23 protein-coding genes and 1 other RNA gene are annotated in these 21,368 nt (G+C 55.5%); 10 read left to right on the top strand and 14 right to left on the bottom strand.

The genetic code is table 11. The features are described from left to right. Nucleotides 1-338 precede the first annotated feature (338 nt). Nucleotides 339-3,161 (top strand): Rne/Rng family ribonuclease, encoded by a 2,823-nt coding sequence (locus ACR0MJ_RS05580; RefSeq protein WP_480759760.1) that lies wholly within the window; start codon nt 339-341, stop codon nt 3,159-3,161. A 57-nt stretch (nt 3,162-3,218) separates the two neighbouring features. Here the strand turns inward: ACR0MJ_RS05580 and ACR0MJ_RS05575 are convergent, their stop codons facing one another. Beyond that, nucleotides 3,219-3,452: a sulfurtransferase TusA family protein gene (locus ACR0MJ_RS05575; protein ID WP_480759758.1), complete on the bottom strand. Its 234-nt coding sequence runs from the start codon at nt 3,450-3,452 to the stop codon at nt 3,219-3,221. Between the two features lie 105 nt (nt 3,453-3,557). Between ACR0MJ_RS05575 and ACR0MJ_RS05570 the strand changes: the two genes are divergently transcribed. From ACR0MJ_RS05570 to ACR0MJ_RS05555, 4 genes are all read left to right on the top strand, one after another. After that, complete coding sequence (locus ACR0MJ_RS05570) at nt 3,558-4,310, top strand: cytochrome c biogenesis CcdA family protein (RefSeq protein WP_170393160.1); 753 nt, start codon at nt 3,558-3,560, stop codon at nt 4,308-4,310. An 87-nt stretch (nt 4,311-4,397) separates the two neighbouring features. Continuing rightward, on the top strand, nt 4,398-5,612 hold the full coding sequence (locus ACR0MJ_RS05565) for a hypothetical protein (RefSeq protein ID WP_480759754.1): 1,215 nt from the start codon (nt 4,398-4,400) through the stop codon (nt 5,610-5,612). After that, nucleotides 5,609-6,958, top strand: coding sequence for a cytochrome P450 (locus tag ACR0MJ_RS05560; RefSeq protein WP_480759752.1), 1,350 nt, complete (start codon nt 5,609-5,611; stop codon nt 6,956-6,958). The genes ACR0MJ_RS05565 and ACR0MJ_RS05560 overlap by 4 nt, the downstream gene beginning before the upstream one ends. Nucleotides 6,959-7,030: 72 nt before the next feature. Beyond that, a complete protein-coding gene (locus ACR0MJ_RS05555) occupies nt 7,031-7,912 on the top strand; it encodes a fructose bisphosphate aldolase (protein WP_170405587.1) in 882 nt (293 codons plus the stop codon). 12 nt (nt 7,913-7,924) lie between these two features. Here ACR0MJ_RS05555 and ACR0MJ_RS05550 read toward each other — a convergent pair whose 3' ends face one another. From ACR0MJ_RS05550 to fumC, 4 genes are read right to left on the bottom strand one after another with little or no spacing between them, the layout of a single operon-like run. Beyond that, nucleotides 7,925-8,527 (bottom strand): DNA-3-methyladenine glycosylase I, encoded by a 603-nt coding sequence (locus tag ACR0MJ_RS05550; protein WP_480759748.1) that lies wholly within the window; start codon nt 8,525-8,527, stop codon nt 7,925-7,927. Nucleotides 8,528-8,586: 59 nt separating this feature from the next. After that, complete coding sequence (locus tag ACR0MJ_RS05545; RefSeq protein ID WP_170393155.1) at nt 8,587-8,808, bottom strand: ribbon-helix-helix domain-containing protein; 222 nt, start codon at nt 8,806-8,808, stop codon at nt 8,587-8,589. After that, entirely contained in the window at nt 8,805-8,981 is a 177-nt protein-coding gene (locus tag ACR0MJ_RS05540) for a DUF4169 family protein (RefSeq protein ID WP_170393154.1), read from the bottom strand. The genes ACR0MJ_RS05545 and ACR0MJ_RS05540 overlap by 4 nt, the downstream gene beginning before the upstream one ends. Beyond that, nucleotides 8,981-10,375 (bottom strand): class II fumarate hydratase, encoded by a 1,395-nt coding sequence (gene fumC, locus ACR0MJ_RS05535; RefSeq protein WP_170610531.1) that lies wholly within the window; start codon nt 10,373-10,375, stop codon nt 8,981-8,983. Before fumC ends, ACR0MJ_RS05540 begins: the two co-directional genes overlap by 1 nt. A 207-nt stretch (nt 10,376-10,582) precedes the next feature. Between fumC and ACR0MJ_RS05530 the strand changes: the two genes are divergently transcribed. Beyond that, nucleotides 10,583-11,146, top strand: a complete 564-nt coding sequence (locus ACR0MJ_RS05530) for a hypothetical protein (RefSeq protein WP_170405595.1) — start codon at nt 10,583-10,585, stop codon at nt 11,144-11,146. A 27-nt stretch (nt 11,147-11,173) separates the two neighbouring features. Here ACR0MJ_RS05530 and ACR0MJ_RS05525 read toward each other — a convergent pair whose 3' ends face one another. From ACR0MJ_RS05525 to ACR0MJ_RS05485, 9 genes are all read right to left on the bottom strand, one after another. Beyond that, nucleotides 11,174-11,641 carry a ClpXP protease specificity-enhancing factor SspB gene (locus tag ACR0MJ_RS05525; RefSeq protein WP_170405597.1) on the bottom strand — a complete coding sequence of 156 codons (468 nt, stop codon included), beginning with the start codon at nt 11,639-11,641 and terminating at the stop codon, nt 11,174-11,176. Nucleotides 11,642-11,717: 76 nt separating this feature from the next. Then, complete coding sequence (chrA, locus tag ACR0MJ_RS05520) at nt 11,718-12,968, bottom strand: chromate efflux transporter (protein WP_480759744.1); 1,251 nt, start codon at nt 12,966-12,968, stop codon at nt 11,718-11,720. Continuing rightward, nucleotides 12,965-13,780: a sulfurtransferase/chromate resistance protein gene (locus ACR0MJ_RS05515; RefSeq protein ID WP_170465383.1), complete on the bottom strand. Its 816-nt coding sequence runs from the start codon at nt 13,778-13,780 to the stop codon at nt 12,965-12,967. Before ACR0MJ_RS05515 ends, chrA begins: the two co-directional genes overlap by 4 nt. A gap of 129 nt (nt 13,781-13,909) precedes the next feature. After that, on the bottom strand, nt 13,910-14,341 hold the full coding sequence (locus ACR0MJ_RS05510) for an ester cyclase (protein WP_170393148.1): 432 nt from the start codon (nt 14,339-14,341) through the stop codon (nt 13,910-13,912). A gap of 99 nt (nt 14,342-14,440) precedes the next feature. Further along, nucleotides 14,441-14,787: a transfer-messenger RNA gene (gene ssrA / locus ACR0MJ_RS05505) on the bottom strand. Nucleotides 14,788-14,823: 36 nt separating this feature from the next. Continuing rightward, the gene (locus tag ACR0MJ_RS05500; RefSeq protein ID WP_170625938.1) at nt 14,824-15,186 is read right to left on the bottom strand and encodes a DUF4345 family protein; all 363 of its coding nucleotides are present in this window, start codon (nt 15,184-15,186) and stop codon (nt 14,824-14,826) included. Nucleotides 15,187-15,249: 63 nt separating this feature from the next. Beyond that, nucleotides 15,250-15,900 carry a hypothetical protein gene (locus tag ACR0MJ_RS05495; protein WP_170421484.1) on the bottom strand — a complete coding sequence of 217 codons (651 nt, stop codon included), beginning with the start codon at nt 15,898-15,900 and terminating at the stop codon, nt 15,250-15,252. 13 nt (nt 15,901-15,913) lie between these two features. Then, entirely contained in the window at nt 15,914-17,314 is a 1,401-nt protein-coding gene (locus tag ACR0MJ_RS05490; protein ID WP_170393145.1) for a selenium-binding protein SBP56-related protein, read from the bottom strand. Between the two features lie 116 nt (nt 17,315-17,430). Beyond that, complete coding sequence (locus tag ACR0MJ_RS05485; protein WP_170405607.1) at nt 17,431-18,162, bottom strand: FadR/GntR family transcriptional regulator; 732 nt, start codon at nt 18,160-18,162, stop codon at nt 17,431-17,433. A gap of 89 nt (nt 18,163-18,251) precedes the next feature. Between ACR0MJ_RS05485 and ACR0MJ_RS05480 the strand changes: the two genes are divergently transcribed. The 4 genes from ACR0MJ_RS05480 to ACR0MJ_RS05465 are packed head-to-tail and all read left to right on the top strand — an operon-like array spanning nt 18,252 to nt 21,354. After that, nucleotides 18,252-19,043, top strand: a complete 792-nt coding sequence (locus ACR0MJ_RS05480) for a DUF2182 domain-containing protein (RefSeq protein WP_170393143.1) — start codon at nt 18,252-18,254, stop codon at nt 19,041-19,043. Between the two features lie 4 nt (nt 19,044-19,047). Further along, nucleotides 19,048-19,752, top strand: a complete 705-nt coding sequence (locus tag ACR0MJ_RS05475; protein WP_170393142.1) for a DUF1326 domain-containing protein — start codon at nt 19,048-19,050, stop codon at nt 19,750-19,752. Continuing rightward, complete coding sequence (locus ACR0MJ_RS05470) at nt 19,752-20,258, top strand: DinB family protein (RefSeq protein WP_480759741.1); 507 nt, start codon at nt 19,752-19,754, stop codon at nt 20,256-20,258. The genes ACR0MJ_RS05475 and ACR0MJ_RS05470 overlap by 1 nt, the downstream gene beginning before the upstream one ends. A 1-nt stretch (nt 20,259) precedes the next feature. Next, nucleotides 20,260-21,354 carry a dimethylsulfoniopropionate demethylase gene (locus tag ACR0MJ_RS05465; RefSeq protein ID WP_480584996.1) on the top strand — a complete coding sequence of 365 codons (1,095 nt, stop codon included), beginning with the start codon at nt 20,260-20,262 and terminating at the stop codon, nt 21,352-21,354. Nucleotides 21,355-21,368 lie beyond the last annotated feature (14 nt).

Raw genomic sequence — 21,368 nt, 5'->3', positions numbered from 1 at the left:
GTGCCTGCAAGCCCCGTGTTTTGAGTTTCGCTGCTGAGCTGATGGTGAGGATAGATCCTGCGCGGCGCGGCAGACCGATTATGCCCCAATGGGGCAGATGAACGCCTGAACCCGTCTATGCGGGTGAAAGGAATAAATGGGCGGGCCGCATTTAGACGCGCCTGTCGGAGAAGAACCGCGATGACGCGCGCGCAACGATTGAGTATACGGGCAGGGGGCCAAAGCGCCAGACCCTGCCGCGCGCCGTCCGATATCGCCCGTACAAGACACCTCCCCAAAAGCGCCTGTCCGCCTGGACGGGTCAGGACAACGCGTTTGGCGCGGTGCACCAAGGACACATGGCTAAGAAAATGCTTATCGATGCCACCCACGCGGAGGAAACCCGCGTTGTGGTGGTCGACGGAAACAAGGTTGAGGAATTTGACTTTGAATCCGAAAACAAACGCCAGCTTGCTGGCAACATCTATCTTGCAAAAGTAACACGGGTTGAGCCGTCGCTACAGGCGGCATTTGTGGATTACGGCGGGAACCGGCACGGGTTTCTGGCCTTTTCCGAAATCCATCCCGACTACTACCAGATCCCCGTCGCTGACCGCGAGGCGCTGATGGAGGAAGAGCGCGCCTATGCCGAGGCGATGAAGGCGCGGGATGAGGCCGAGGAAACAAAGCCCAAGAAGCGCCGGTCGCGTTCGCGCTCGAAGGCCGCTGACGTCAAGACGGACGATCCGGTTGAGACGCTGGAGGTTTCCTCAGAGCCGACCGGAATGGAAACCATCGATCTGGATGACGGTGAAGAGACGGAGGTGCCCGAAGGGACGTCTCCGATGGAAATCGTTGCCGAGACGCCGGTGGAAGAGCCTGAGGATGCCGCCGAGCCTGTCGCTGAAGAAGCTCCGATCGAAGAAGCCAAGTCCGAAGATGTAGATCGACAGGCGGAAGCGCCAGAAGAGACTGCTGAGGTAGCGGAAGACGCGCCGGTCGAAGCAACTGATACCGACCAAGAAGAACCTTCGGATGAGGTCGAAGCCAAGTCTGACGAAGAGGAGGCGGAAGCTTCTGGCGATGAGCCCGAGGCGGATGGCGAGACAGAAAGCAAAAGCGCTGACGCGGCTTCGAAAGACGATACCATCGAGTCGGTGGCGGACGAAGACGATAGCGAGGATATCCGTCCTCCGCGCAAGCCACGCCCGCGCCGCTACAAGATTCAGGAAGTTATCAAGGTGCGTCAGGTCCTGCTGGTGCAGGTGGTCAAGGAAGAGCGCGGCAACAAGGGTGCGGCACTTACCACGTATCTGTCTTTGGCGGGTCGGTACTGCGTACTGATGCCCAATACCGCAAGGGGCGGCGGAATTAGCCGCAAGATCACCAATGCCGCTGACCGGAAGAAACTGAAAGACATTGCCGCTGAAATCGACGTGCCCACGGGCGCGGGTCTGATCGTTCGTACGGCGGGTGCCAAGCGGACCAAATCAGAGATCAAGCGCGACTATGAATACCTGCAACGACTGTGGGAGCAGATCCGCGAGCTGACGTTGCAATCCATTGCGCCTGCGAAAATTTATGAAGAAGGCGACCTAATCAAACGCTCGATCCGCGACTTGTATAATCGCGACATCGATGAGGTTCTGGTTGAAGGCGAGGGCGGGTATCGCATCGCCAAAGACTTCATGAAGATGATCATGCCGTCGCACGCCAAGAACGTGAAGCGATACGAAGACGCGCTGCCGCTATTCGCGCGATATCAGGTGGAAAGCTATCTGGCCGGGATGTTCAACCCGACGGTTCAGCTGAAATCCGGTGGCTATATCGTGATCGGCGTGACCGAAGCGCTGGTGGCGATCGATGTGAACTCGGGCCGGGCGACCAAAGAAGGCTCGATCGAGGAAACCGCGTTGAAGACCAATCTGGAGGCCGCCGAAGAAGTGGCGCGCCAATTGCGTCTGCGCGATCTGGCCGGTCTGATCGTGATCGATTTCATCGATATGGACGAGCGCAAAAATAACTCGGCCGTTGAGAAGCGACTGAAGGACAAGCTGAAAACGGATCGTGCCCGTATTCAGGTGGGCCGGATTTCGGGCTTTGGACTGCTCGAAATGAGCCGTCAGCGTCTGCGTCCTGGAATGCTTGAGGCGACGACCCAGCCATGCCCGTCTTGCCATGGTACCGGCCTGATCCGGTCGGACGACAATATGGCACTGTCAATCCTTCGCCAGATTGAAGAGGAAGGCACTCGCCGCCGTTCGCGTGAGGTATTGGTGCGTTGCCCGGTTAGCATCGCCAACTTCCTGATGAACCAGAAACGCGAACACATCGCGCAGATCGAAGCGCGGTATGGTTTGTCGGTTCGGATCGAAGGGGACGTTCATTTGGTCAGCCCCGACTTCTCGATGGAGAAGTTCAAGACCGCTAGCCGCGTTGTTCCTGAAGCAACTGCGCCGGTGGTATCGGTTGATGCGTCGCTGATGGATATGGTCGACGCCACGGATGAGGACGAAAACGAAGAAGAAACTGCGGTTCAGACCGAGGAAGAGACTAAGCCCAAGCGTAAACGGCGTCGGCGCCGGCGCAAGAAGAGTTCGGGCAATGGTGACGCGCCGGATGGCAATGCAGACGAGTCTGACGCAGACAGTGTAACCGACTCGAGCAACGAAGCTGAGAGCGTCGAGGCCAAGCAGACCGAGGCTGAGCCTGTTGCTGAGGAAGATGCTGAGAAAGCGGCCAAACCCAAAAAGCGCCGGGCACCGCGTCGACGCAAAAAGGATACTGAGGCCACAGTCGAAGCAAGCGAGACGCAGACCGAAGCGGATAATGCGAACTCCGATCCGCAGAAAGAGCCGGTCAATGCTGAGGCCGCCGAGGCTGAACAGCAAGAGCCAGCCGATGAGTCTGAAAGCATCGAACCAGCCGCTGAGCCCGATAGTGCTGATGCACCATCAGAGCTTGAGATCGCCGAAGCAACGTCGGCTTCTGAAGTCGCCAAAGAAGTGCCAGAGGAACCTGCTGAAGCGCCTGAACCGGTTGCCGAAGAATCGACCGTGGCAGCAGAACCCGAAGTCATTGAGGCTGCCACCCCAGAGCCGGTCTTGGAGGCAGTGGCGGACGAACCCGAACCCGCGCCGGCCAAGCCAAAGCGCCGAGGGTGGTGGTCATTGGGACAGTAAGAAAAAGGCGGGCCAACTGGCCCGCCTTTTTGCATTAGCGTGCGTTCCAAAGAAACCTCAGGCCGATTTTTGGATCACATATATCTGATGACCATCCACTGTTTCTTGCGAGACAAGTGTGTGGCCAGATTCGGTGCAGAAATGCGGTACGTCGATAGTCGCGGCTGGATCATCGGCCAGCACGCGCAGCATACCCCCCGCAGGCAAGGATTTCAGGCGCTTCCGAGCCTTCAAAACAGGCAGGGGGCACAACAATCCCAACGCATCCAGTGTTTCAATCTCATTGGTCATGGGGCTGAGATATTTCTAACGAGCGATACTGTCCAGCGCGCAACCACGAGGATGTGACCGAATGGCCTCGTGACGAAACCCGCGCGATACCATATGTGCTGAGTCATGTTCGGAATTGAGATCATAGACGCGGGCCTTCTGCCTGCCATGTTTATCGCCATGCTGGGCGGGTTGATAAGTTTTCTGTCTCCCTGCGTGCTGCCGATTGTGCCACCTTACCTCGCGTATATGAGCGGTGTGACTATCAACGAGATGCAGGATGAGGCGCGCGCGCGGCGCAAGGCGACCTTGGCGGCACTGTTTTTTGTTTTGGGTCTATCGACAGTGTTCCTGCTGCTAGGCTTCACAGCCTCGGTCTTTGGGGCGTTTGTACTTCAGAATCAGGTGCTTTTCGCCAAACTCTCGGGCGCTGTCGTCATTGTCTTTGGCCTGCACTTTCTGAACGTGTTCCGTATTCCTTTGTTGGATCGTGAGGCACGCGTTGATACGGGTGACTCCAGCGGATCTGTGTTCGGGGCATATATTCTGGGACTGGCCTTCGCCTTCGGTTGGACGCCGTGTATCGGCCCACAATTAGGTGCAATCTTGTCGCTGGCCGCCTCCGAAGCATCAGTCACGCGTGGCACCGTATTGCTTGGCGTATATGCGGCAGGCCTGGGCATTCCATTCTTGCTGGCTGCGATGTTCCTGAACCGCTCGATGGCGGTTATGAACCGCATCAAACCGCATATGGGCACAATCGAGAAGGTGATGGGCGGGCTGCTGCTTTTTGTCGGCATCATGCTTGTCACCGGTTTGTTCACCGAATTCAGCTGGTGGCTGCTGGAAACATTTCCGGCTTTGGCAAACCTCGGTTAACCCTCTGGCTTTAAACACGGATGGATAGACGCCAGGTCTTACCTTGGCGTCAACGCTGCGCTAATCTTTGGCGCAGAGGGCCGGGTAATGAGCAGTCAGCAATCCAATCCGCAGGTGCGCAAACGCCGGGTGTTTTACATTCCCGGCTACGACCCGATTCATCCGCGCCGATATCGAGAGCTCTACCGCAAAGAGGGGGGCGCCCAGGCTGAGATATCGGGATACCAGATCGATATTGGCGCCAGGGCGGGAGAAGGTCCCTACGGCTGGCAGGTGACTTCTCAGCAGGACGGCAATCCTGTTGATGCAGATGTTCAGGTTCTGGTCTGGTCCGATATCGTGCGTGACAGCATGGCTCAATCGATCCCGGCAACCTATCTGCAACTGGCGAGAACCGCCTGGATATATATCTCGACCGGTACGCTTTGGCGGCTGATGCAGCTGCGCAAGGGGCCCGTAATTGCGGCGCTATACCCGGTGGCAATGCTGCTGCTGCAGCTTTTTGCATCGTTGTTGATTGCTTGGGGTTTAGTCTCTGTATTGAAACCACTCGTTGGGTGGTGGTCTTTGGTACCTGCTGCCGGGGTAATCTATGCTCTGATGCAATGGTTCCGAAAGATCGATAATCGACTGTTCGCTTATTACCTTATGCATGACTATGCCCACTCGGCGAAGCTATACGGCGCGTATTCGCAAGATCTGCAATCGAGGCTGCGGGAGTTTTCTGGCCTGATCACCGAGACGCTGGACACAGACACCGATGAGGTGCTGGTCGTAGGTCACAGCTCTGGCGCCCATCTTGGTGTGTCAGTGTTGGCAGATGTTTTACGACGACGGGGCGGTGTACTGGATAAGCCAGTCGTATCCTTTCTGACCTTGGGACAGGTGGTGCCAATGGTTTCGTTTCTACCGCAGGCACACACGCTTCGCGCTGATCTTAAATATCTATCCGAACGCGCGGATATGACTTGGATCGATGTCTCTGCACCGGGGGATGGCTGCGCGTTTGCGTTGTGCGATCCGGTCGCGGTCAGCGGCGTCGCTGGCCCCAAAAAATGCGGGCCGCTGGTTCTTTCTGCGGCCTTCACCCAAACACTGTCCCCCGCGCGATGGCAGCAATTGCGTTGGCGCTTTTTTCGCCTGCACTTTCAATATCTTTGTGCGTTCGATCAACCTGGACTTTATGACTATTTCCGCATCACCGCAGGTCCTGAAACATTGAAGCAGCGGTTTGAAGGGCGCGCGCCATCTCGGTCGCGCATTGAACGGGCGGTTTCGAAATACATTGCGGTGGAAGCATGACGCCCCCAAAGCCCGAAGCACGACCGGATAAAGTCTCGCTGTGGCGGTATCTACGTCTGTTTCGGCAAGACTTGCTGTCTGCTCAGCCCCAGCGTCTATATCGAGCATGGATGGCTGAATTCCGAACGCTGTTCTTTCGCTCGTATATGGTCAACCAACCCGATCTGATCCACGCTGTTCTGAAAGAGCGCCCGGATGCGTTTCCAAAATCAAATCGCATCAGCGAAGGCTTACGCCCCTTATTGGGCCGGTCCGTGTTCCTGACCAATGGCGAAGTCTGGAAACGGCAGCGCAGGATCATTGATCCCGCCTTTGAAGGCGGACGTTTGAAAGACACGTTTCCCGCAATGTTAAATGCGGCGCAGGCTTGTGCGGATCGGCTTTCAGGCAGAGTTGGGCAGAGGGTGGAATGTGAAGAAATCACAAGCCATGTCGCGGCGGATGTGATTTTCCGTACCCTGTTTTCGGTTCCTATCGAACATGAGGTTGCCGCGCAGGTCTTCGATAAATTCCGAATCTATCAGCGCGAACAGCCCTTGCTGAACCTGGCCGCATTCGTGCCGGTTCCAAGCTGGATGCCCCGATTTCATTCTCGCAAAACTCGACAAACCGCCGGCGAGATTCGGGATCTGATCAGCCGATTGACGGATGAACGCGCTATAGCAATCGAAAACGGGTCGGCCCCCGATGATCTGGCCACCAAGATCATGACGACTACAGACCCGGAAACCGGAGACCGGTTTGATGCGCAGGAAATGGTCGATCAGGTCGCCATCTTCTTTTTGGCGGGGCATGAAACCAGCGCGTCTGCACTGGCTTGGACGCTCTATCTGATGGCGATGTATCCGGACTGGCAGGAAAAGCTGGCTGAGGAAGCGAAAGCTCTGGACACACCCGAATTTTCAACCATGTCCCAATTGAAACTTAGCCGCGATGTGTTTCGTGAAGCTTTGCGCCTGTATCCACCAGTTCCAATGATGGTGCGCGAGGCGACATGTCCTGAACGCTTCCGTGATCGGGATATTTCGCAGGGTTCTCAGATCGTTGTAAGCCCCTGGCACTTACATCGGCACGAAAGGCTTTGGGACCGGCCGGACGATTTCGACCCCACGCGATGGACGACGGAAAACGGAAAGAAATGCCAGCGCGAGGCCTATATTCCCTTTTCGGCTGGCCCCCGGGTCTGCACGGGCGCAGGGTTCGCGATGGTAGAAGGTCCTTTGATCTTATCGATGCTCTTGCGTCGTTACCGATTCGAAACAATACCAGACGAAACGCCGGTACCGGTCGCGCATTTGACCGTCAGATCGAAAGACGGAATTTGGTTGCGCTTGGTTGAGCGCTAACAAACTACCATCGCTCTTCGGCATGCTGTATGCGGATTGAAAATGCGGAATCATATTGAACGGGATTGAGTTATGTCGAAAGCAGAACAGCGCGCGCAGATGTCCGAAGGCGCAGGATTTATCGCAGCACTGGACCAAAGCGGCGGTTCAACCCCCAAAGCGCTGGCTTTGTATGGTGTTGAAGCATCGGATTACGGATCAGACGAAGAGATGTTCGGCGAGATTCAGAAGATGCGCGCGCGGATCATTCTGGCTGACGATTTCACCAAGGATAAAGTGATTGGCGCGATCCTGTTCGAACGGACCTTGGGCGAAGAAATCGACGGCAAGAAGGTCGCGGATTATCTGTGGTCCGAAAAAGGCATCGTGCCGTTTCTGAAAATCGACAAGGGACTTGAGGATCAGGCCAACGGTGTTCAGATGATGAAGCCAATTCCGGGGCTGGCTGAAACGCTGTCCAAGGCGGATGGGGTTTTTGGCACCAAGGAACGTTCAGTTATCCACGAAGCCAATGCTCAGGGCATTGCCGACGTTGTCGCGCAGCAGTTCCAGGTCGCACGCGTGGTCACTGATGCGGGAATGGTCCCAATTGTCGAGCCTGAGGTAAACATCCACTCGGAAACCAAGGCCGAAGCTGAGGACATTCTGAAATCAGAAATTCTGAAGAACCTGGATCAATTGGTCGAGGGTCAGGAAGTGATGCTGAAGCTGACGATCCCCAGCCAGGCCAACCTGTATGATGAGGTGGCGGATCACCCGCGCGTCCTGCGTGTTGTGGCGCTTTCCGGCGGATACTCGACCGAGCAGGCCTGCGACCTGCTTGGCCAAAACAGCAAGATGATCGCGTCGTTTTCGCGCGCACTGACCGAAGGGCTGTCCAAGCAGCAATCAGACGCGGAATTCAATGCAGCGCTCGGCGGGAATATCGACAATATCTTCCGCGCCTCGATCTGATCGTGGGGTAATCTATCCAGGTTTGATGAAATCGCGGCGCAATTGCGCCGCTTTTTCGCGCATAACACATCCGTTGGCGTGATCATTGATCAACCCCATGGCCTGCATAAAGGCAAAGATCGTGGTGGGGCCTACGAATTTCCAACCGCGTTTTTTCAGATCTTTCGACATCGCAATGGATTCTGCCGACGTGGAAGCGCTTTGCGGGGCGGGTGGCGCCGTAGGCTCGTACCTCCAGACATAAGCGGCCAATGATCCTTCGGAAGCGATTAGGTCCTGCACGCGGCAGGCATTGTTGATAACGGCTTCAATCTTGCCGCGGTGTCGCACGATGCCTTTGTCGTTCAGAAGTCGATTGATATCTGCATCAGAAAATTCTGCTATCTTGTTGAAATCAAAGTTTCTAAACGCTGCCCTGAAATTCTCGCGTTTTGACAGAATGCTGCGCCAACTCAAGCCTGACTGAAAGCTCTCGAGGCACAGTTTCTCAAACAATCGTCTGTCATCGGAAACCGGATATCCCCATTCGTTATCATGATAGTCAAAGAATTCGGGGGCGGCGTTGCACCACGAACACCGAGGTTTTCCATCTGGGCCCGTTGCCAAATCGTTCATGAATGTACCCTTTTTGTTCTCCGCGAGGATAAGCGACGCGATTGTTTGAAATCAAGTACTCAATCGGTTTGACGATACCAATTCAGAATGAAGACACGAATGGCCGAAGCCAGTCCGGTTTCCGGGTCGCGCTCTGCATCAATATTTGCCGCCAGGACATTGATTGGGATATCTTTTTCCCGCGCGATATCACGGAAGGCTTGCCAGAACTCATCCTCAAGCGAAACGGATGTTCGATGACCTTGCAAGGTCAGGGAGCGTTTGACAGGACGTCCACTCATTCGTCGACCTTGTGACCGTCAAGGTCCCGGCGCTGCCGGTCTTGCTGCAGCTTTACAACGGTCCTGTCGGCTTTGGATTGTCCGTGTTTCGCAGCGTTTGCATCCGCGCGGGCCTTTTTTTCAGCCCGCGCTTTTTCTTTTCGAAACCGGTTCAGGTTAACCGGTTTACCCATCAGTCCTTGGGTCCAATCATATGCTCGGGCCGTACAACCGCATCAAACGTAGCCTCGTCCACAAAGCCCAACGCAATGGCTTCTTCCTTAAGTGTTGTGCCGTTCTTGTGCGCTGTTTTGGCGACGGTCGTGGCGTTGTCATACCCGATTGTTGGTGCCAGAGCAGTCACCAGCATCAGGGATTCCTTCATCAGCTTGTCGATGCGTGACTCGTTGGCTTTGATGCCCAACAGCATTCGCTCGGTAAAGCTGTCGGTTGCATCGCCGAGCAGCTGGATCGACTGCAGCAGGTTATAGGACATCATCGGGTTGTAGACGTTCAACTGGAAATGGCCCTGCGAGCCTGCAAACTTCATTGCTGCGTCGTTGCCCATCACATGCGCGGCCACCTGAGTCAGCGCTTCGGCCTGTGTCGGGTTCACCTTTCCGGGCATGATGGAGGAACCGGGCTCGTTTTCGGGCAGGATAAGCTCACCCAATCCTGAGCGGGGCCCCGAACCCAACAGACGGATATCGTTGGCAATCTTGTAGCAGGAACCGGCAATCGTGGCCAAAGCGCCCGACAAAAAGACCATGGCATCATGTGCGGCCAGAGCTTCGAATTTGTTCGGCGCGGTCACAAAGGGCAGGCCGGTGATATCGGCCATATTCTTGGCGACAGCCTCATCCCAGCCGCCATGCGTGTTCAAACCGGTACCCACAGCAGTACCGCCTTGAGCCAGTTCATAGATACCGGGCATTGCAGCTTCTACACGCGCAATGCCCTGACGGATTTGGTGCGCATACCCGCCGAATTCCTGTTCCAACGTCAACGGCGTGGCATCCTGCGTATGGGTGCGGCCGATCTTGATGATACCGGCAAACTCTTTTGCCTTGGCTTCCAGCGCCGAGGCGAACTTCTCAAGCCCGGGCATCAACACATCGCGCACACTCATCGCTGTGGCGATGTGCATCGCGGTGGGGAAAGTATCGTTCGAGGATTGACCCATATTGCAGTGATCATTCGGGTGAACGGGATCTTTCGAGCCAATCTCGCCACCCATAATCTCAATCGCGCGGTTCGCAATGACCTCGTTCGAGTTCATGTTGGATTGCGTGCCCGAGCCGGTTTGCCATACGACCAGAGGAAAGTTGTCGTCAAACTTGCCTTCGAACACTTCACCGGCCGCTTGTATGATCGCGTCGGCGATCTTGGCGTCCAGCTTGCCGATGGCCTTGTTTTCAATTGCACAGGCCTTTTTGATCACACCCAGCGCGCGCACGATGGCGACGGGCTGCTTTTCCCAGCCGATGGGGAAGTTCATGATCGAACGCTGCGTTTGCGCGCCCCAGTACTTATCGGCAGGCACCTCAAGCGGGCCAAAGCTGTCGGATTCAGTGCGGGTTTGAGACATCGGTCGCTCCGGTCTGGTATGCAGTCGTATGCCGTTTACCCGCAGCAAGGCTGTGGCGCAATCGGCCAGTTGAGCGCACCTTAAACTTAGGCCGCGCAAAGGTATAGACGCGGCACAGCTACAAATAATTTCTGTTAGCGAAAACAGTGCCATTGTACGTCGGCGGGCTAAAGTTAAGATGGGACAATAACCCTGACGGAGGCAACCATGCGCGTGTCACTTCTCAAAAGCCCTTTGTATACGCTTGCGTTATTGTTTGCCGCGAGTTTTTGGCTGGCAGTATTTGTGCAACACGCTCAGGCGACGGGAATCGAGCCGTTCGTGGGCGACTATACCGGTTCGGCCGACGTTGTTGATGCGGATGGTACGGCGACCCCTCGGGATATGAGCGTTTCGATACAGGAAATTAAAGGGGGCTTCAACGTGAGTTGGACCACCACGACTTACAAAGCCGACGGTCGCATCAAGGATGAGAAATACTCGGTTGATTTTCAAAGCTCGGATCGGCCCGATGTTTATTCTGCGGCCATGAAGCGTAATGTGTTTGGCCATGAGGTGCCGCTTGACCCGATGAAAGGGGAACCCTTTGTTTGGGGGCGGATCGAAGGAGATACTCTGACGGTGTTTTCGTTGTTCATAGCCGAAAACGGTGGCTATGAGCTTCAGCAATTTGACCGGACACTAGCTGATGGTGGGCTCGACCTGTCATTTTCCCGGTTTCGCGATGGGATTAAGTCGCGCTCGGTCGAGACATTCCTTCGAAAAGAATAAACCCCGCATCAAGCGGGGTTTTCTGGGTCATTTCCGGAAGCTGTCCAGCGAGACCACATCCGCATCATGCTGAGGTTCCGTCTCTTCGGCCTCAAGCTCAATCGGGGCTTCTTCCGTCACATGGATCTCTTCGTCCTCGTCTTCTGGGCTTTCAAAGCGCAAGCCAAACTCAACCGAAGGATCCACGAAGGTCTTGATCGCCAGATAGGGGATGTAAAGGGGTTCCGGCGCATCCCCGAAATTCAGCGTAATCGAAAAGCCATCGTCACCGACTTCGAGGTTTTCGAACCAGTGCTGCATGACAATCGTCATCTCGCCTGGATAGCGCTCACGCAGCCAATCGGCCAACTCAACGCCCTCATGCCGTGTATCAAAAGTGATAAAGAAATGATGCGAACCGGGCAGGCCGGTTTCGGACACGTCGGTCAGGACGGTCTTGATCAGGCCTCGCATGGCCGTGTGCATCAGATTCCCGTAGTCGATGTCTTGCGACATGGTTGATCCTCGAAAGTGGTTAATCCCAGCATAGTTCATTCGGACGGAAACGAAAGGCTGTGCTGGGCTGTATTGATTACAAAATCTGCATGCCTAGTCCGGCCAGAACCATGATACCAAGTGTGGTTGCTAAACCGGATTTCATACGGAAAATCAACAGGCCAGCCAGAACGGTCAGCACAAGTGCGCTGAATTCAAGCGACGAAAGGTCGGGTAGGGGGAGAGAAACTGGTCCCCAATGCCACCCCGGAATTGAGGTGAACAAGACGTTTAGCCCGAACCACACGGAGAGGTTGAGAATCACTCCGACGACCGCAGCTGTGATTCCGTGCATCGCGGCCTCAAGACGCGGACGCTCGGCGATTCTATCCAGATGCGGGGCTGCAAGAAAAATCCACAGAAAACACGGTACAAACGTCGCCCATAAAGCGACAATGCCCGCCGCAAACGCCAGCGAGGCGCCTCCGGCAATCTGACCGCTAAGCATGGCCACAAACTGAGTCACCAGAATCAGCGGCCCGGGCGTCGTTTCGGCCAGCCCCAGCGCGTCGATCATCTGGTCCGTGCTGATCCATTGGTAGGTCTCGACCACAGTCTGGGTCATATAGGCCAGCACCGCATAGGCCCCGCCAAAGGTAACAACCGCGAGCCGGGCAAAGAACCAACCCAGATCGCTGAGCAGTTCCTGACCCGTCAGAGACAGCACGAACAACGGCCCCAGCCAAAGAACAAGCCAGAAAACCGCAGTGCGAACGGGATTGGCAAGCGTTGGGCTGGTTTGAACGGCGGCTGGTGCATGGTCCTTCGAAGTGGCGAACCCCCAAACGGCGGCGCACAGGATGATCAGCGGGAAGGGCAGGTTGAAGACAAAAATCCCTAAAAAGGCGAGGCCCGCGATCATCCGATGCTCAACATCTGTCAGCGCTTTTTTCGATAGGTTCCGTAGCGCCTGAAGGACGATGATGATCACGGTGGCCTTGATGCCCAGAAACCCGGCCTGAACCAAAGGCAATGTGCCATAGGCCGCATAGAGCAAAACCAACAGCGCGATCACCAGAGCCCCCGGCAGCACAAACAAGCTGCCCGCGATCAACCCTCCGGCTACGCCGCGCAGCCGCCAGCCAGCATAAGTGGCAAGCTGCATGGCTTCGGGACCCGGCAACAGCATGCACAGCGAAAGCGCGCGTAGATAGGTCTGTTCGTCCAACCAGGGGCGCTTTTCGACCAGTTCCTGATGCATGAGTGAGATTTGGGCGGCGGGGCCGCCAAATGACAAAAGCCCGATGCGCCCAAACACCCTGATCAACTCTTGATATGAAGGGGTCATCTGCCGTGACCCGCGGGCCAATCATGCGTCTCGCTAGAGCCATCGCGCGCCCAGCGATAGAGTGCATCATAGATGTGCATTCCAGCCTGCAATTGTTGTTGGTCATCCCGATACTGGCGCGACAAGCCGACCGAAAGGGCCAGCACCCCGGCGGCCTCAGGCGCCAGATCGTGCCTGTTTGTATCGGCGGCACGTATGATCGTCGCCATGCGGTCCAGAGGCTCAGATCGAAGCTTGAAGTCATCCAGCATCGTATCAAAGGTGCAATTGTCGCCGCGATGGCTCCAATCAGTTCCTTCAACATCAAAGGGTGTGGCACCGAAGTGCTCGGCAACCCCCTGAATTTCATCCGGTGCTACAAACAGGAACCGAGCGCGCCTGTCGACAAACCTGCGGATCAGCCAGGGGCACGCGATGCGATCAATCTTGGGGCGGTGCCGCGTCACCCAGACCGTGTTGCCTTTTGCAACTGCAGGAAGGGCAGGCACAGGCACGACCATTGCGCCCGGCATAGCGCGCCAGGCGAACATTCCACCTTCCAGAAATTCTGCCACCACCCCTTCAGCCTGCAGCCATGAAACAACGCCCTGACTCAGCTTTTTGCCTTTCTGGCAAATTACAACGCAAGAATGATCGCCGGTATGATTTCTTATGCCATCAACATTTTGATATGGCATTCGGAATGCGCCGGGTATGAGGGAGGGATCATCGTCGAAATCCCCATCTGTGCGCACATCAAACAGGATAGGAGCCTGAGGCGTACCGATCAGGCGCAAGAGTTGTCGGGGTGTAATTGCATTGGGGGCAGCCATTGCATGTTTCCTTATTGCTTTGGATACATGCGAACTTGGGCTGCCGCCTCACGGGGTGTTCGCAAGCTTACCCCTTGATCCTCTGCTAGCGCGCAAATGCGGGATGGGTCAAGCTTGCGGTCAAGTTTATCAGGCCCAGTCCAACCTTTGCCCGGTCATGCAAACCGGAAGAGTATCCTGTGGGAACTGCCCCAGTTGTTCAAAAAGTGTAATGAAATCAAACTGATTATAGGCCTCGACCATCTTGTCCCCTTTGAAGCGCGCCATGACTTGTCCGGTAACTTCAAGCGGGGCACCGTTATCGGCCCGGAAAGTGCGGACATGCAGAATACCCGAGACCCAATCACCATTTTCGATGATCTTCGGCAGTTCGACTGTGATCTCGCCCAGAACATGACGAAACGCCATGACCAGATCGCGAAAGTCATCCGCGCCAACCTGCATTTCGGGTATCAACCCTTCGGCCATCGTATCCGGGGCAAAAAACTGATCGATTGCATCGGTATTGCCTTGTTCCCAGACCTCTGAATACCACGCCCTAAGCCTGTCAGAATTCGTCATCTCAGCCCTCCTGTCGCTTGTTCAGGAAGATGAAGCAGAGAAGTGAATAAACCCTGAATCTCAGGTGAGTTATGGGCATGGAGCAGACATAATCGGTAAAATGCAGGTTTCTGTTGCCAGGTACCTGCGAACCCCGCCTTACGCGGCTAGGCGCAAGGGCTTAAGTTTCGGTCTTGCTACTGCTTACGCAGCAACTGCAACCGGAGCACGATTGTCGTTTGCAATTGTACTAGTTTCGCCGGTAACGGTGGCAGACAGCCGAGACAAAGCTAACCCCTTTAGACGTTCGTCGATCCTATTTCGGCCCCATGATCCTCAAACGAAGGATGTTGGTGGAGCCGCCGGGTACCGCCCCCGGGTCCGATCCGCTTATTACGAGCGCGTTTATGTCCATAGTCCCGAAGGACCCCTCATATATAGGTTAGGACGTCGTCGGATGCAAACCCGGAATGCTAAGGTTGACTTGTATCAAATTCAATAAGTTAAGCAGCTCTGTTCAAGTTGGCGAGAATAAGCCAAAGGGCCAGAACAAGCTCGATTCCACCAAAAGTCAGCGCCTTGACGAACGGGGGATTATCCAGCGCCAAAGACACAAACCGACCCAACGCCGCCCCTGCATAAACAACGCCCAGCATGGCATATGCCATCGGTGTGTTGAGCCAGAGAACCACGGCACCTGTCACCACGAACAACCCGCCAACCGAGGCTCGCATCTCACTAAGTCCCATGGTGCTTTTGGTGGGGGCTAGGTCCAGCGCGTTGGCTGTGTAGGCCGGGGCCAGAAATCCGAACAAACCAAAGCCGATGGTCAGCAAGGCGGCAATCACGTTAAGGGCTGTGATCATGGACTTTTTTCCCTTTTTGCTCTGCCCGCAGAGTCTAGCGCAGCACTATGTAAAGAAAAGCATCTAAATCGCTGACCACAAGCCTATAACTCCGACCGCGATCAGGCTGAGAGCCCAGACAAGTTCCAGATTGAACCAACTGCGTGACAGAAATTGAAGGCCCAGCCAGCGATAGACGGCGAAGGCCAGAATACCCCCGCCAAGGATCATGGCGGCTGTGTGAAGTGCAGCGACCGTCAGTACGAGCAGGCCATTGCTCGCCATGATCTGAGAGACTGCGATCTGGCCCGTTTCCAACTCGTCTGATCCACACAATCCAAGATAAATCGGAACCAACATCAACGCCGCGCCGTGTGCCAGCGCAACGAGGAACGACCAAAGTGCCAATTTGCTTGGCGGTACGCGCGACAACATCCGGGGATGCCGGCGTGTTATGGCGATGTAAACACCCATTGTGATCACAATCAGCGCAGCACCGATACGAATTTCGCGTTGATATTCAACCAGAACTGCCATCATAGCAAATGGCAGTAGGACCCCCAGCATGGCGACGAAATGACCACCAGCCAGGGCGGTCAATGCGCGCCACAAAGCTGATGGCCGTTGTTCCATCAGCGCCGAAGATACCGCAAGCGGCCAGCCCATTCCGGGATTCAGGCCATGATAAGCGCCGCTAAGCACAACGGCCAGCCAGAGACCAGCCGTTGATGTCATCAGAGTCTCCAACTCAGACCGATGGGTAGCAGAAACTATCGGTAGAACAGTCTCCACCCTCAAGCCGGATTTGGTGGGCCCGATATCCGTCGGGGAAGTCGACCCAGAACTTCGGATCCAATGTCAGGCCTCCGTTTTCGCCAACATCCGCCTTGACCATCGCAGCCCCGCGTTCACCGGGATAGAACTGATCATCCCAAGTGGAATAAAGCGAATTGGTCCAATATACCCGCTTTCCGTCGCGGCTGATTTCAACCATCTGCGGCCCGTAACCAAAGTCTTGCCCGTTGGGATGTTTTGTTTTCTTGACGATCCCCCCGATCTCGACTTTGCCCGCAAGGGTCGGGTTCATCGGATCAGAGACATCGTATTGATGCATCTCACCCGTGCCCCAACAGGCCACATAAAGGTATTTATCGTCCAAGCTGAGGTCGATATCCGTGACCAGTGGCGGAACGGCAGAGAAGCCTTTCAGCAATTCAGGCAAGTCATCTGGATCAGCGGGCTGCGGATCGATCGTGATGGTCTTCTTTGCCTCGAAGGTGCCATCATCATTACGCCACCAAGTAAAGATCGCGCCCTGCAGATTGGTCGTGTCAACCACCACACCACAGAACCCATATTGTTTGACCGGATCGTGAGCGGGCCGGATTTCCAGGGCCATCTGGTGATTTTCACCCAGATCGATGGTCTGAATATTGGTCCGGCTGCGTAGGTTCCAGAAATGGATGCTGTGCCCGTATTTGTTCGAAAGCAGATCCTCGGCCACGATGCCGTTTTCGAATTGCGGAGGCAGTCCCCATTCCGAACTGACCATATAGTCGCGTGGCAGGTTCCACCAGAAATCGTAGTGTTTGTCTTGGATACCTCGCTCGATCTCGTAGCGCCCGATGATCTCGAAGCTCTCGCAATCCATGATGAAAATGCCCGGAGGACCGTCCGTGCCGTCTTCGCCACCGCCTCCAAGCGTGCTCACGTAGATCCCCTCCGGTCCGCAATGGATCGTGTGCGGGCGGGAATATCCAGTTTTTGCAAAAACTTCTTCGGGTTCGATGATCTTGTGTATCTTGGCCTCAAGCGGGTTCTTGACGTCGATAATGTAGATCCGGCTTGATCGTATGCCAGGAACAATGAGGTAGCGGCGTTCCAGAAACGCATGGCCACTAAGCGGTGACAGCGCAGAGGAACAAGCGTTCCACCCGAAATGGTGAAACTCATCGCCTTTTTCTGGCATGATCACCTGATGAACAATTTTTCCGTAATCATCCGAAGTCGGATCCACGTTCACGACGGCCAAACCGTCTGGTTGGGAAAAATCAGGGCTTAGCATCAACGTGAATGCAAGCGTTTCAGTGGGGCCCTCCATCGCCAGTTTGGCTGATGGGTAAAAGGTTGGGTCCGGTCTTTGGTTCATAACGTCCTCCCGTAAGTCATTGATCTTCAATTCATGTTGGAAGTTCCGGTCTTAACGCCGGATGTCATGCTGCCTGCTCGGGCACCTCGCCGTCCTTCGTTCCTTTTTGCCTGTGGTCAGGCGGGTTTGCGTCGTCTTTCGGCCACGTCCTGCGCCAGTTGCCGTGTGTAGGCCTCAAGTTTGATCAATGCTGCATCGACCGAGCCGGCATCACGCGCTTCTAGTGCGTCTGTGATGTCACTGTGGAGGGCGATGATCTCTTCGCGGGATCGGGCCGTGAACGTAATCATGTTCATCAGAGGTTGCATAGCCTCGACCGCACCGGCCAATTGGTAGGACAGAACGGGGTTGCCCGCGCCATCCACAAGCGCGCGATGAAAGGCGACGTCGGACGCGCAGAAAGCCTCATCTGTGAGACCTGGTTGCGCCTGACGAAATATCTCGGCCCGCATGGTGGCGAGTTGATCTGCGGTGCGGCGTTGTGACGACAAAGCAGCGCATGCACGTTCGAGCGCATAACGCGCTTCGCATGCGGTGTCGAAACTGACAGCGTTCATCGACAGCAGCAGTGTCGAGGTTGTGACTTGTTGGGAATAGGCATCCTCAAAACTCAGTCGGTTCACAAACGCACCACCCGATGCCCCGCGTTGCGTGCGGATAAGGGACTGCGCTGCCAGACGTTTCAGTGCTTCGCGAACCGTAGGCCGTGATACTTTGAACTGATCGGCCAACTCAGATTCTGATGGCAGACGCTCATCTACGATTAACCGACCCGAAATAATGGCGTCGCGGATCGCCTGAGCAATTTGAGCGGATAGATCTGCAGTACTCTGAGGGTCGATTTTCATGGTTGTTTTCGGCGATGCGTAATTTTTATTTGTCTGACATTTAAAAGTCTGACATTTGAAAAGCAAGAGAGTTGAGTCGGGAGGAGCAAGTGAGTCGCTCAATTTTCCGCAGCGCGCTTTGGTTGGGCTTCTACATCACGATCCTTTGGTCGTGGTGGATGATGGTCTCGATGAGCCGCGATATGGACGTGGACTGGATCGGTCGACCCGGACCGATGGGTCAGGCGATGGCGGCCATGGATCCGCGTATGGACATGTATATGCCCATGGCCGAGTTCGGCCCACTTTTCTGGATGTGGGCGATCATGATGGCGGCCATGATGCTGCCGACTTTGGTGCCCACGTTGCGCAGTTATGATGATCTAATCCGCAGCGCGAACGGTACGCGGGCAGGGTGGCTGGGCGTTCTATCCGGATATTTCATAGTTTGGGTGGGCTTTGCTGCGCTGATCACTGGCCTGCAATTGGCGCTGCTGTTTGGCGGCGCGGTTGATATGTTGGGGATCGCTAAATCGCCATATCTGGCCGCCGGCCTGTTGATCGCCGTGGGTGCCTTTCAGTTTTCTCGGGTGAAAGAAGTCTGCCACGGTGTTTGCCATGCACCGATGACGTATTTTCTGGGCCACTGGAAAACCGGATTCGGCGGCGGTGTACGCATGGGCGTCGGACTGGGTGCGTTCTGTGTCGGTTGCTGCTGGGGCTTCATGGCGTTGGGCTTTGTCGGCGGCGTCATGAGCCTGCTCTGGATGGGGCTGGCGACCCTGTTCATGGTATTGGAAAAACTTCCCCAGATCGGGCACGCCGTGACCCGTCCTATGGGATTCGTCTTGATTGCGGGTGGTTTTGCACTGCTCGCTCATCACATTGTTTACGGAGGATAAGCCGATGGCTAAAAACAGAAAACCGGATGCAGACAAGCTGCCGGTCAGTCAAAGAATTGACAGCCGGATGCCAAATCCCAAGCGGCGTGAGATGAGCCCGACCGATTGGGCGGTTAAGGGTGAACTGATCCTGAACTGTTCGTGTGACGTATTCTGCCCATGCGTGGTTTCGCTGGGTGCACACCCTCCGACCGAAGGGCATTGCCATGCGTGGATGGGTATCGCGATCGACGAAGGCCATTACGAAGGCGAAGATTTGTCCGGACTGAATGTAGGCCTGTTGGTCGATATCCCCGGACGCATGGGCGAAGGCCAGTGGAAGGTCGCGGCTTATGTGGATGAACGTGCTAGCGGCAAGGCTTACAATGGACTGTTGCAGATATTCAGCGGTCAGGCAGGTGGCACAACCGGGCTGTTCACTATGTTGGTCAGCGAGATCATAGGGGCTGAACGTGCACCGGTTCAGATCGAAAGGGACGGCACCAAACGCCGGATCATGATAGGGCGCAAGATTCAGGGTGAGATCGAAATGCTTGCGGGCAAAGACCCAGAGCACCCAGTGATGGTTTCAAATTCGAAATACTGGATGGGGCCGGACATCATTGTAGCAAAAGGTACGAAATCCAAGGTGCGCGACTATGGTCGCGTATGGGACTTCGGCGGCAAGTCAGCCGAGATCTGCCCGATTGACTGGCACGGGCCAAAGTAATGATAACCGGTGCCTATGCCCGTGAAATGGCGCGATATAACCACTGGCAAAACAACCAGTTAAAGAGCTTTCTCAAAGCTCTTTCAGACGAGGAATTGGCACGGGATCGCGGCGCTTTTTTCGGGTCGATCATGGGAACTGCCAATCATCTGCTTTGGGGGGATTGGATCTGGATTTCCCGGTTTGACAAGGGACCGGGGCCAGGTGGTGGCATTCCTGAGAGTGTCTCGATCTGCACTGGCATGGCCGACTGGCTGCCGCTGCGCGATACGATTGACGCCCGTATTGCCAGATGGGCCAATACGTTGGGGGATGATGTCCTGAGCAGTTCGTTCACGTGGTACTCGGCTGCAAAAGAGAACGACGTAACAAAGCCTTACGGGCAATGCGTCATTCATATGTTCAATCATCAGACACATCATCGCGGACAATTGCACCAAATGCTGACCGAGGCTGGTTCGCAGGCACCTGTCAGCGATCTTGTCTTTCTGCCAGAGGATTTCTGACATGGCAGTCATCTCACCGAACCGGCGCGTGCGCAAAACCCCATTCACTCCGGGCGTCGAGGCCGAAGGCGTCACAGGGTATACCGTTTATAATCACATGCTGCTTGCGACGGCTTTTGAAAGCGTCGAGGCTGATGCGGCGCATCTGAAACAGCATGTTCAGGTCTGGGATGTCTCGTGTGAGCGGCAGGTACAGATCAAAGGCCCGGATGCGTTGCGGCTGATGAAGATGCTCAGCCCGCGCGATATGGACAAAATGCAGGCGAACCAGTGCTATTATGTGCCGATAGTAGATCACAATGGCGGCATGCTGAATGATCCTGTTGCGATCAAACTGGCGGATGATCACTATTGGTTGTCGGTTGCCGATGGTGACCTTTGGCAATTTGCTCTGGGAATCGTGATTGCGCTGGGGCTGGATGTCGATATTTCTGAGCCGGATGTGTCGCCCTTGGCGGTACAAGGCCCCAAGGCGGACGAGCTGATGACGCGCGTCTTTGGTGATGAAGTTAGGGATATAAAGTTCTTTCGATATAAACGGTTAGCGTTTGAAGATACATCTTTCGTCGTCGCCCGGTCAGGCTGGTCGAAACAAGGCGGGTTCGAGATATACGTCGAAGGGACGGATTATGGCATGCCACTATGGGACACGCTGTTTTCTAATGGCCGAGACCTGAACGTGCGGGCAGGTTGCCCAAACGGGATTGAGCGTGTTGAAAGCGGTCTATTGAGTTTCGGGTCGGACATGCGGCGCGAGAATACGCCCTATGAATGCGGGCTAGCACGGTTCTGCAATTCTCCGCTGGATTATATCGGCAAAGCCGCTTTGGCGGATCAGGCGAAAAACGGTCCGCCCCGGCAGATCCGTCCGCTTGTCATTGAAGGTGAGATCGGACCGTGCACCGAGTCTTGGCCGCTGATGGCCGGGGGCCGGCAGGTCGGGCAGGTGGCTTCGGCTGCGTATTCACCCGAGTTTGGAGTGAATGTAGCCATTGGAATGGTCGACCGGTCCCATTGGGCGCCAGGTACGCGGATCGAATTGATGACCGAACATGGAATGCGATGGGCCGAAGTGCAGGAAAAATTCTGGCGCTAAGCCCTTATTTCAGG

The sequence above is a fragment of the Ruegeria sp. C6 genome (genome assembly GCF_056537625.1).
Note: the sequence above shows the minus strand (reverse complement) of the source record. Positions and strands in the feature narration are given on the sequence as shown.

What these genes read in the sequence shown, in the direction of transcription:
- ACR0MJ_RS05580 (WP_480759760.1), top strand. Translation starts at nt 339, where the DNA reads ATGGCTAAGAAAATGCTTATCGATGCCACCCACGCGGAGGAAACCCGC.
- ACR0MJ_RS05575 (WP_480759758.1), bottom strand. Translation starts at nt 3,452, where the DNA reads ATGACCAATGAGATTGAAACACTGGATGCGTTGGGATTGTTGTGCCCC.
- ACR0MJ_RS05570 (WP_170393160.1), top strand. Translation starts at nt 3,558, where the DNA reads ATGTTCGGAATTGAGATCATAGACGCGGGCCTTCTGCCTGCCATGTTT.
- ACR0MJ_RS05565 (WP_480759754.1), top strand. Translation starts at nt 4,398, where the DNA reads ATGAGCAGTCAGCAATCCAATCCGCAGGTGCGCAAACGCCGGGTGTTT.
- ACR0MJ_RS05560 (WP_480759752.1), top strand. Translation starts at nt 5,609, where the DNA reads ATGACGCCCCCAAAGCCCGAAGCACGACCGGATAAAGTCTCGCTGTGG.
- ACR0MJ_RS05555 (WP_170405587.1), top strand. Translation starts at nt 7,031, where the DNA reads ATGTCGAAAGCAGAACAGCGCGCGCAGATGTCCGAAGGCGCAGGATTT.
- ACR0MJ_RS05550 (WP_480759748.1), bottom strand. Translation starts at nt 8,527, where the DNA reads ATGAACGATTTGGCAACGGGCCCAGATGGAAAACCTCGGTGTTCGTGG.
- ACR0MJ_RS05545 (WP_170393155.1), bottom strand. Translation starts at nt 8,808, where the DNA reads ATGAGTGGACGTCCTGTCAAACGCTCCCTGACCTTGCAAGGTCATCGA.
- ACR0MJ_RS05540 (WP_170393154.1), bottom strand. Translation starts at nt 8,981, where the DNA reads ATGGGTAAACCGGTTAACCTGAACCGGTTTCGAAAAGAAAAAGCGCGG.
- fumC (WP_170610531.1), bottom strand. Translation starts at nt 10,375, where the DNA reads ATGTCTCAAACCCGCACTGAATCCGACAGCTTTGGCCCGCTTGAGGTG.
- ACR0MJ_RS05530 (WP_170405595.1), top strand. Translation starts at nt 10,583, where the DNA reads ATGCGCGTGTCACTTCTCAAAAGCCCTTTGTATACGCTTGCGTTATTG.
- ACR0MJ_RS05525 (WP_170405597.1), bottom strand. Translation starts at nt 11,641, where the DNA reads ATGTCGCAAGACATCGACTACGGGAATCTGATGCACACGGCCATGCGA.
- chrA (WP_480759744.1), bottom strand. Translation starts at nt 12,968, where the DNA reads ATGACCCCTTCATATCAAGAGTTGATCAGGGTGTTTGGGCGCATCGGG.
- ACR0MJ_RS05515 (WP_170465383.1), bottom strand. Translation starts at nt 13,780, where the DNA reads ATGGCTGCCCCCAATGCAATTACACCCCGACAACTCTTGCGCCTGATC.
- ACR0MJ_RS05510 (WP_170393148.1), bottom strand. Translation starts at nt 14,341, where the DNA reads ATGACGAATTCTGACAGGCTTAGGGCGTGGTATTCAGAGGTCTGGGAA.
- ACR0MJ_RS05500 (WP_170625938.1), bottom strand. Translation starts at nt 15,186, where the DNA reads ATGATCACAGCCCTTAACGTGATTGCCGCCTTGCTGACCATCGGCTTT.
- ACR0MJ_RS05495 (WP_170421484.1), bottom strand. Translation starts at nt 15,900, where the DNA reads ATGACATCAACGGCTGGTCTCTGGCTGGCCGTTGTGCTTAGCGGCGCT.
- ACR0MJ_RS05490 (WP_170393145.1), bottom strand. Translation starts at nt 17,314, where the DNA reads ATGAACCAAAGACCGGACCCAACCTTTTACCCATCAGCCAAACTGGCG.
- ACR0MJ_RS05485 (WP_170405607.1), bottom strand. Translation starts at nt 18,162, where the DNA reads ATGAAAATCGACCCTCAGAGTACTGCAGATCTATCCGCTCAAATTGCT.
- ACR0MJ_RS05475 (WP_170393142.1), top strand. Translation starts at nt 19,048, where the DNA reads ATGGCTAAAAACAGAAAACCGGATGCAGACAAGCTGCCGGTCAGTCAA.
- ACR0MJ_RS05470 (WP_480759741.1), top strand. Translation starts at nt 19,752, where the DNA reads ATGATAACCGGTGCCTATGCCCGTGAAATGGCGCGATATAACCACTGG.
- ACR0MJ_RS05465 (WP_480584996.1), top strand. Translation starts at nt 20,260, where the DNA reads ATGGCAGTCATCTCACCGAACCGGCGCGTGCGCAAAACCCCATTCACT.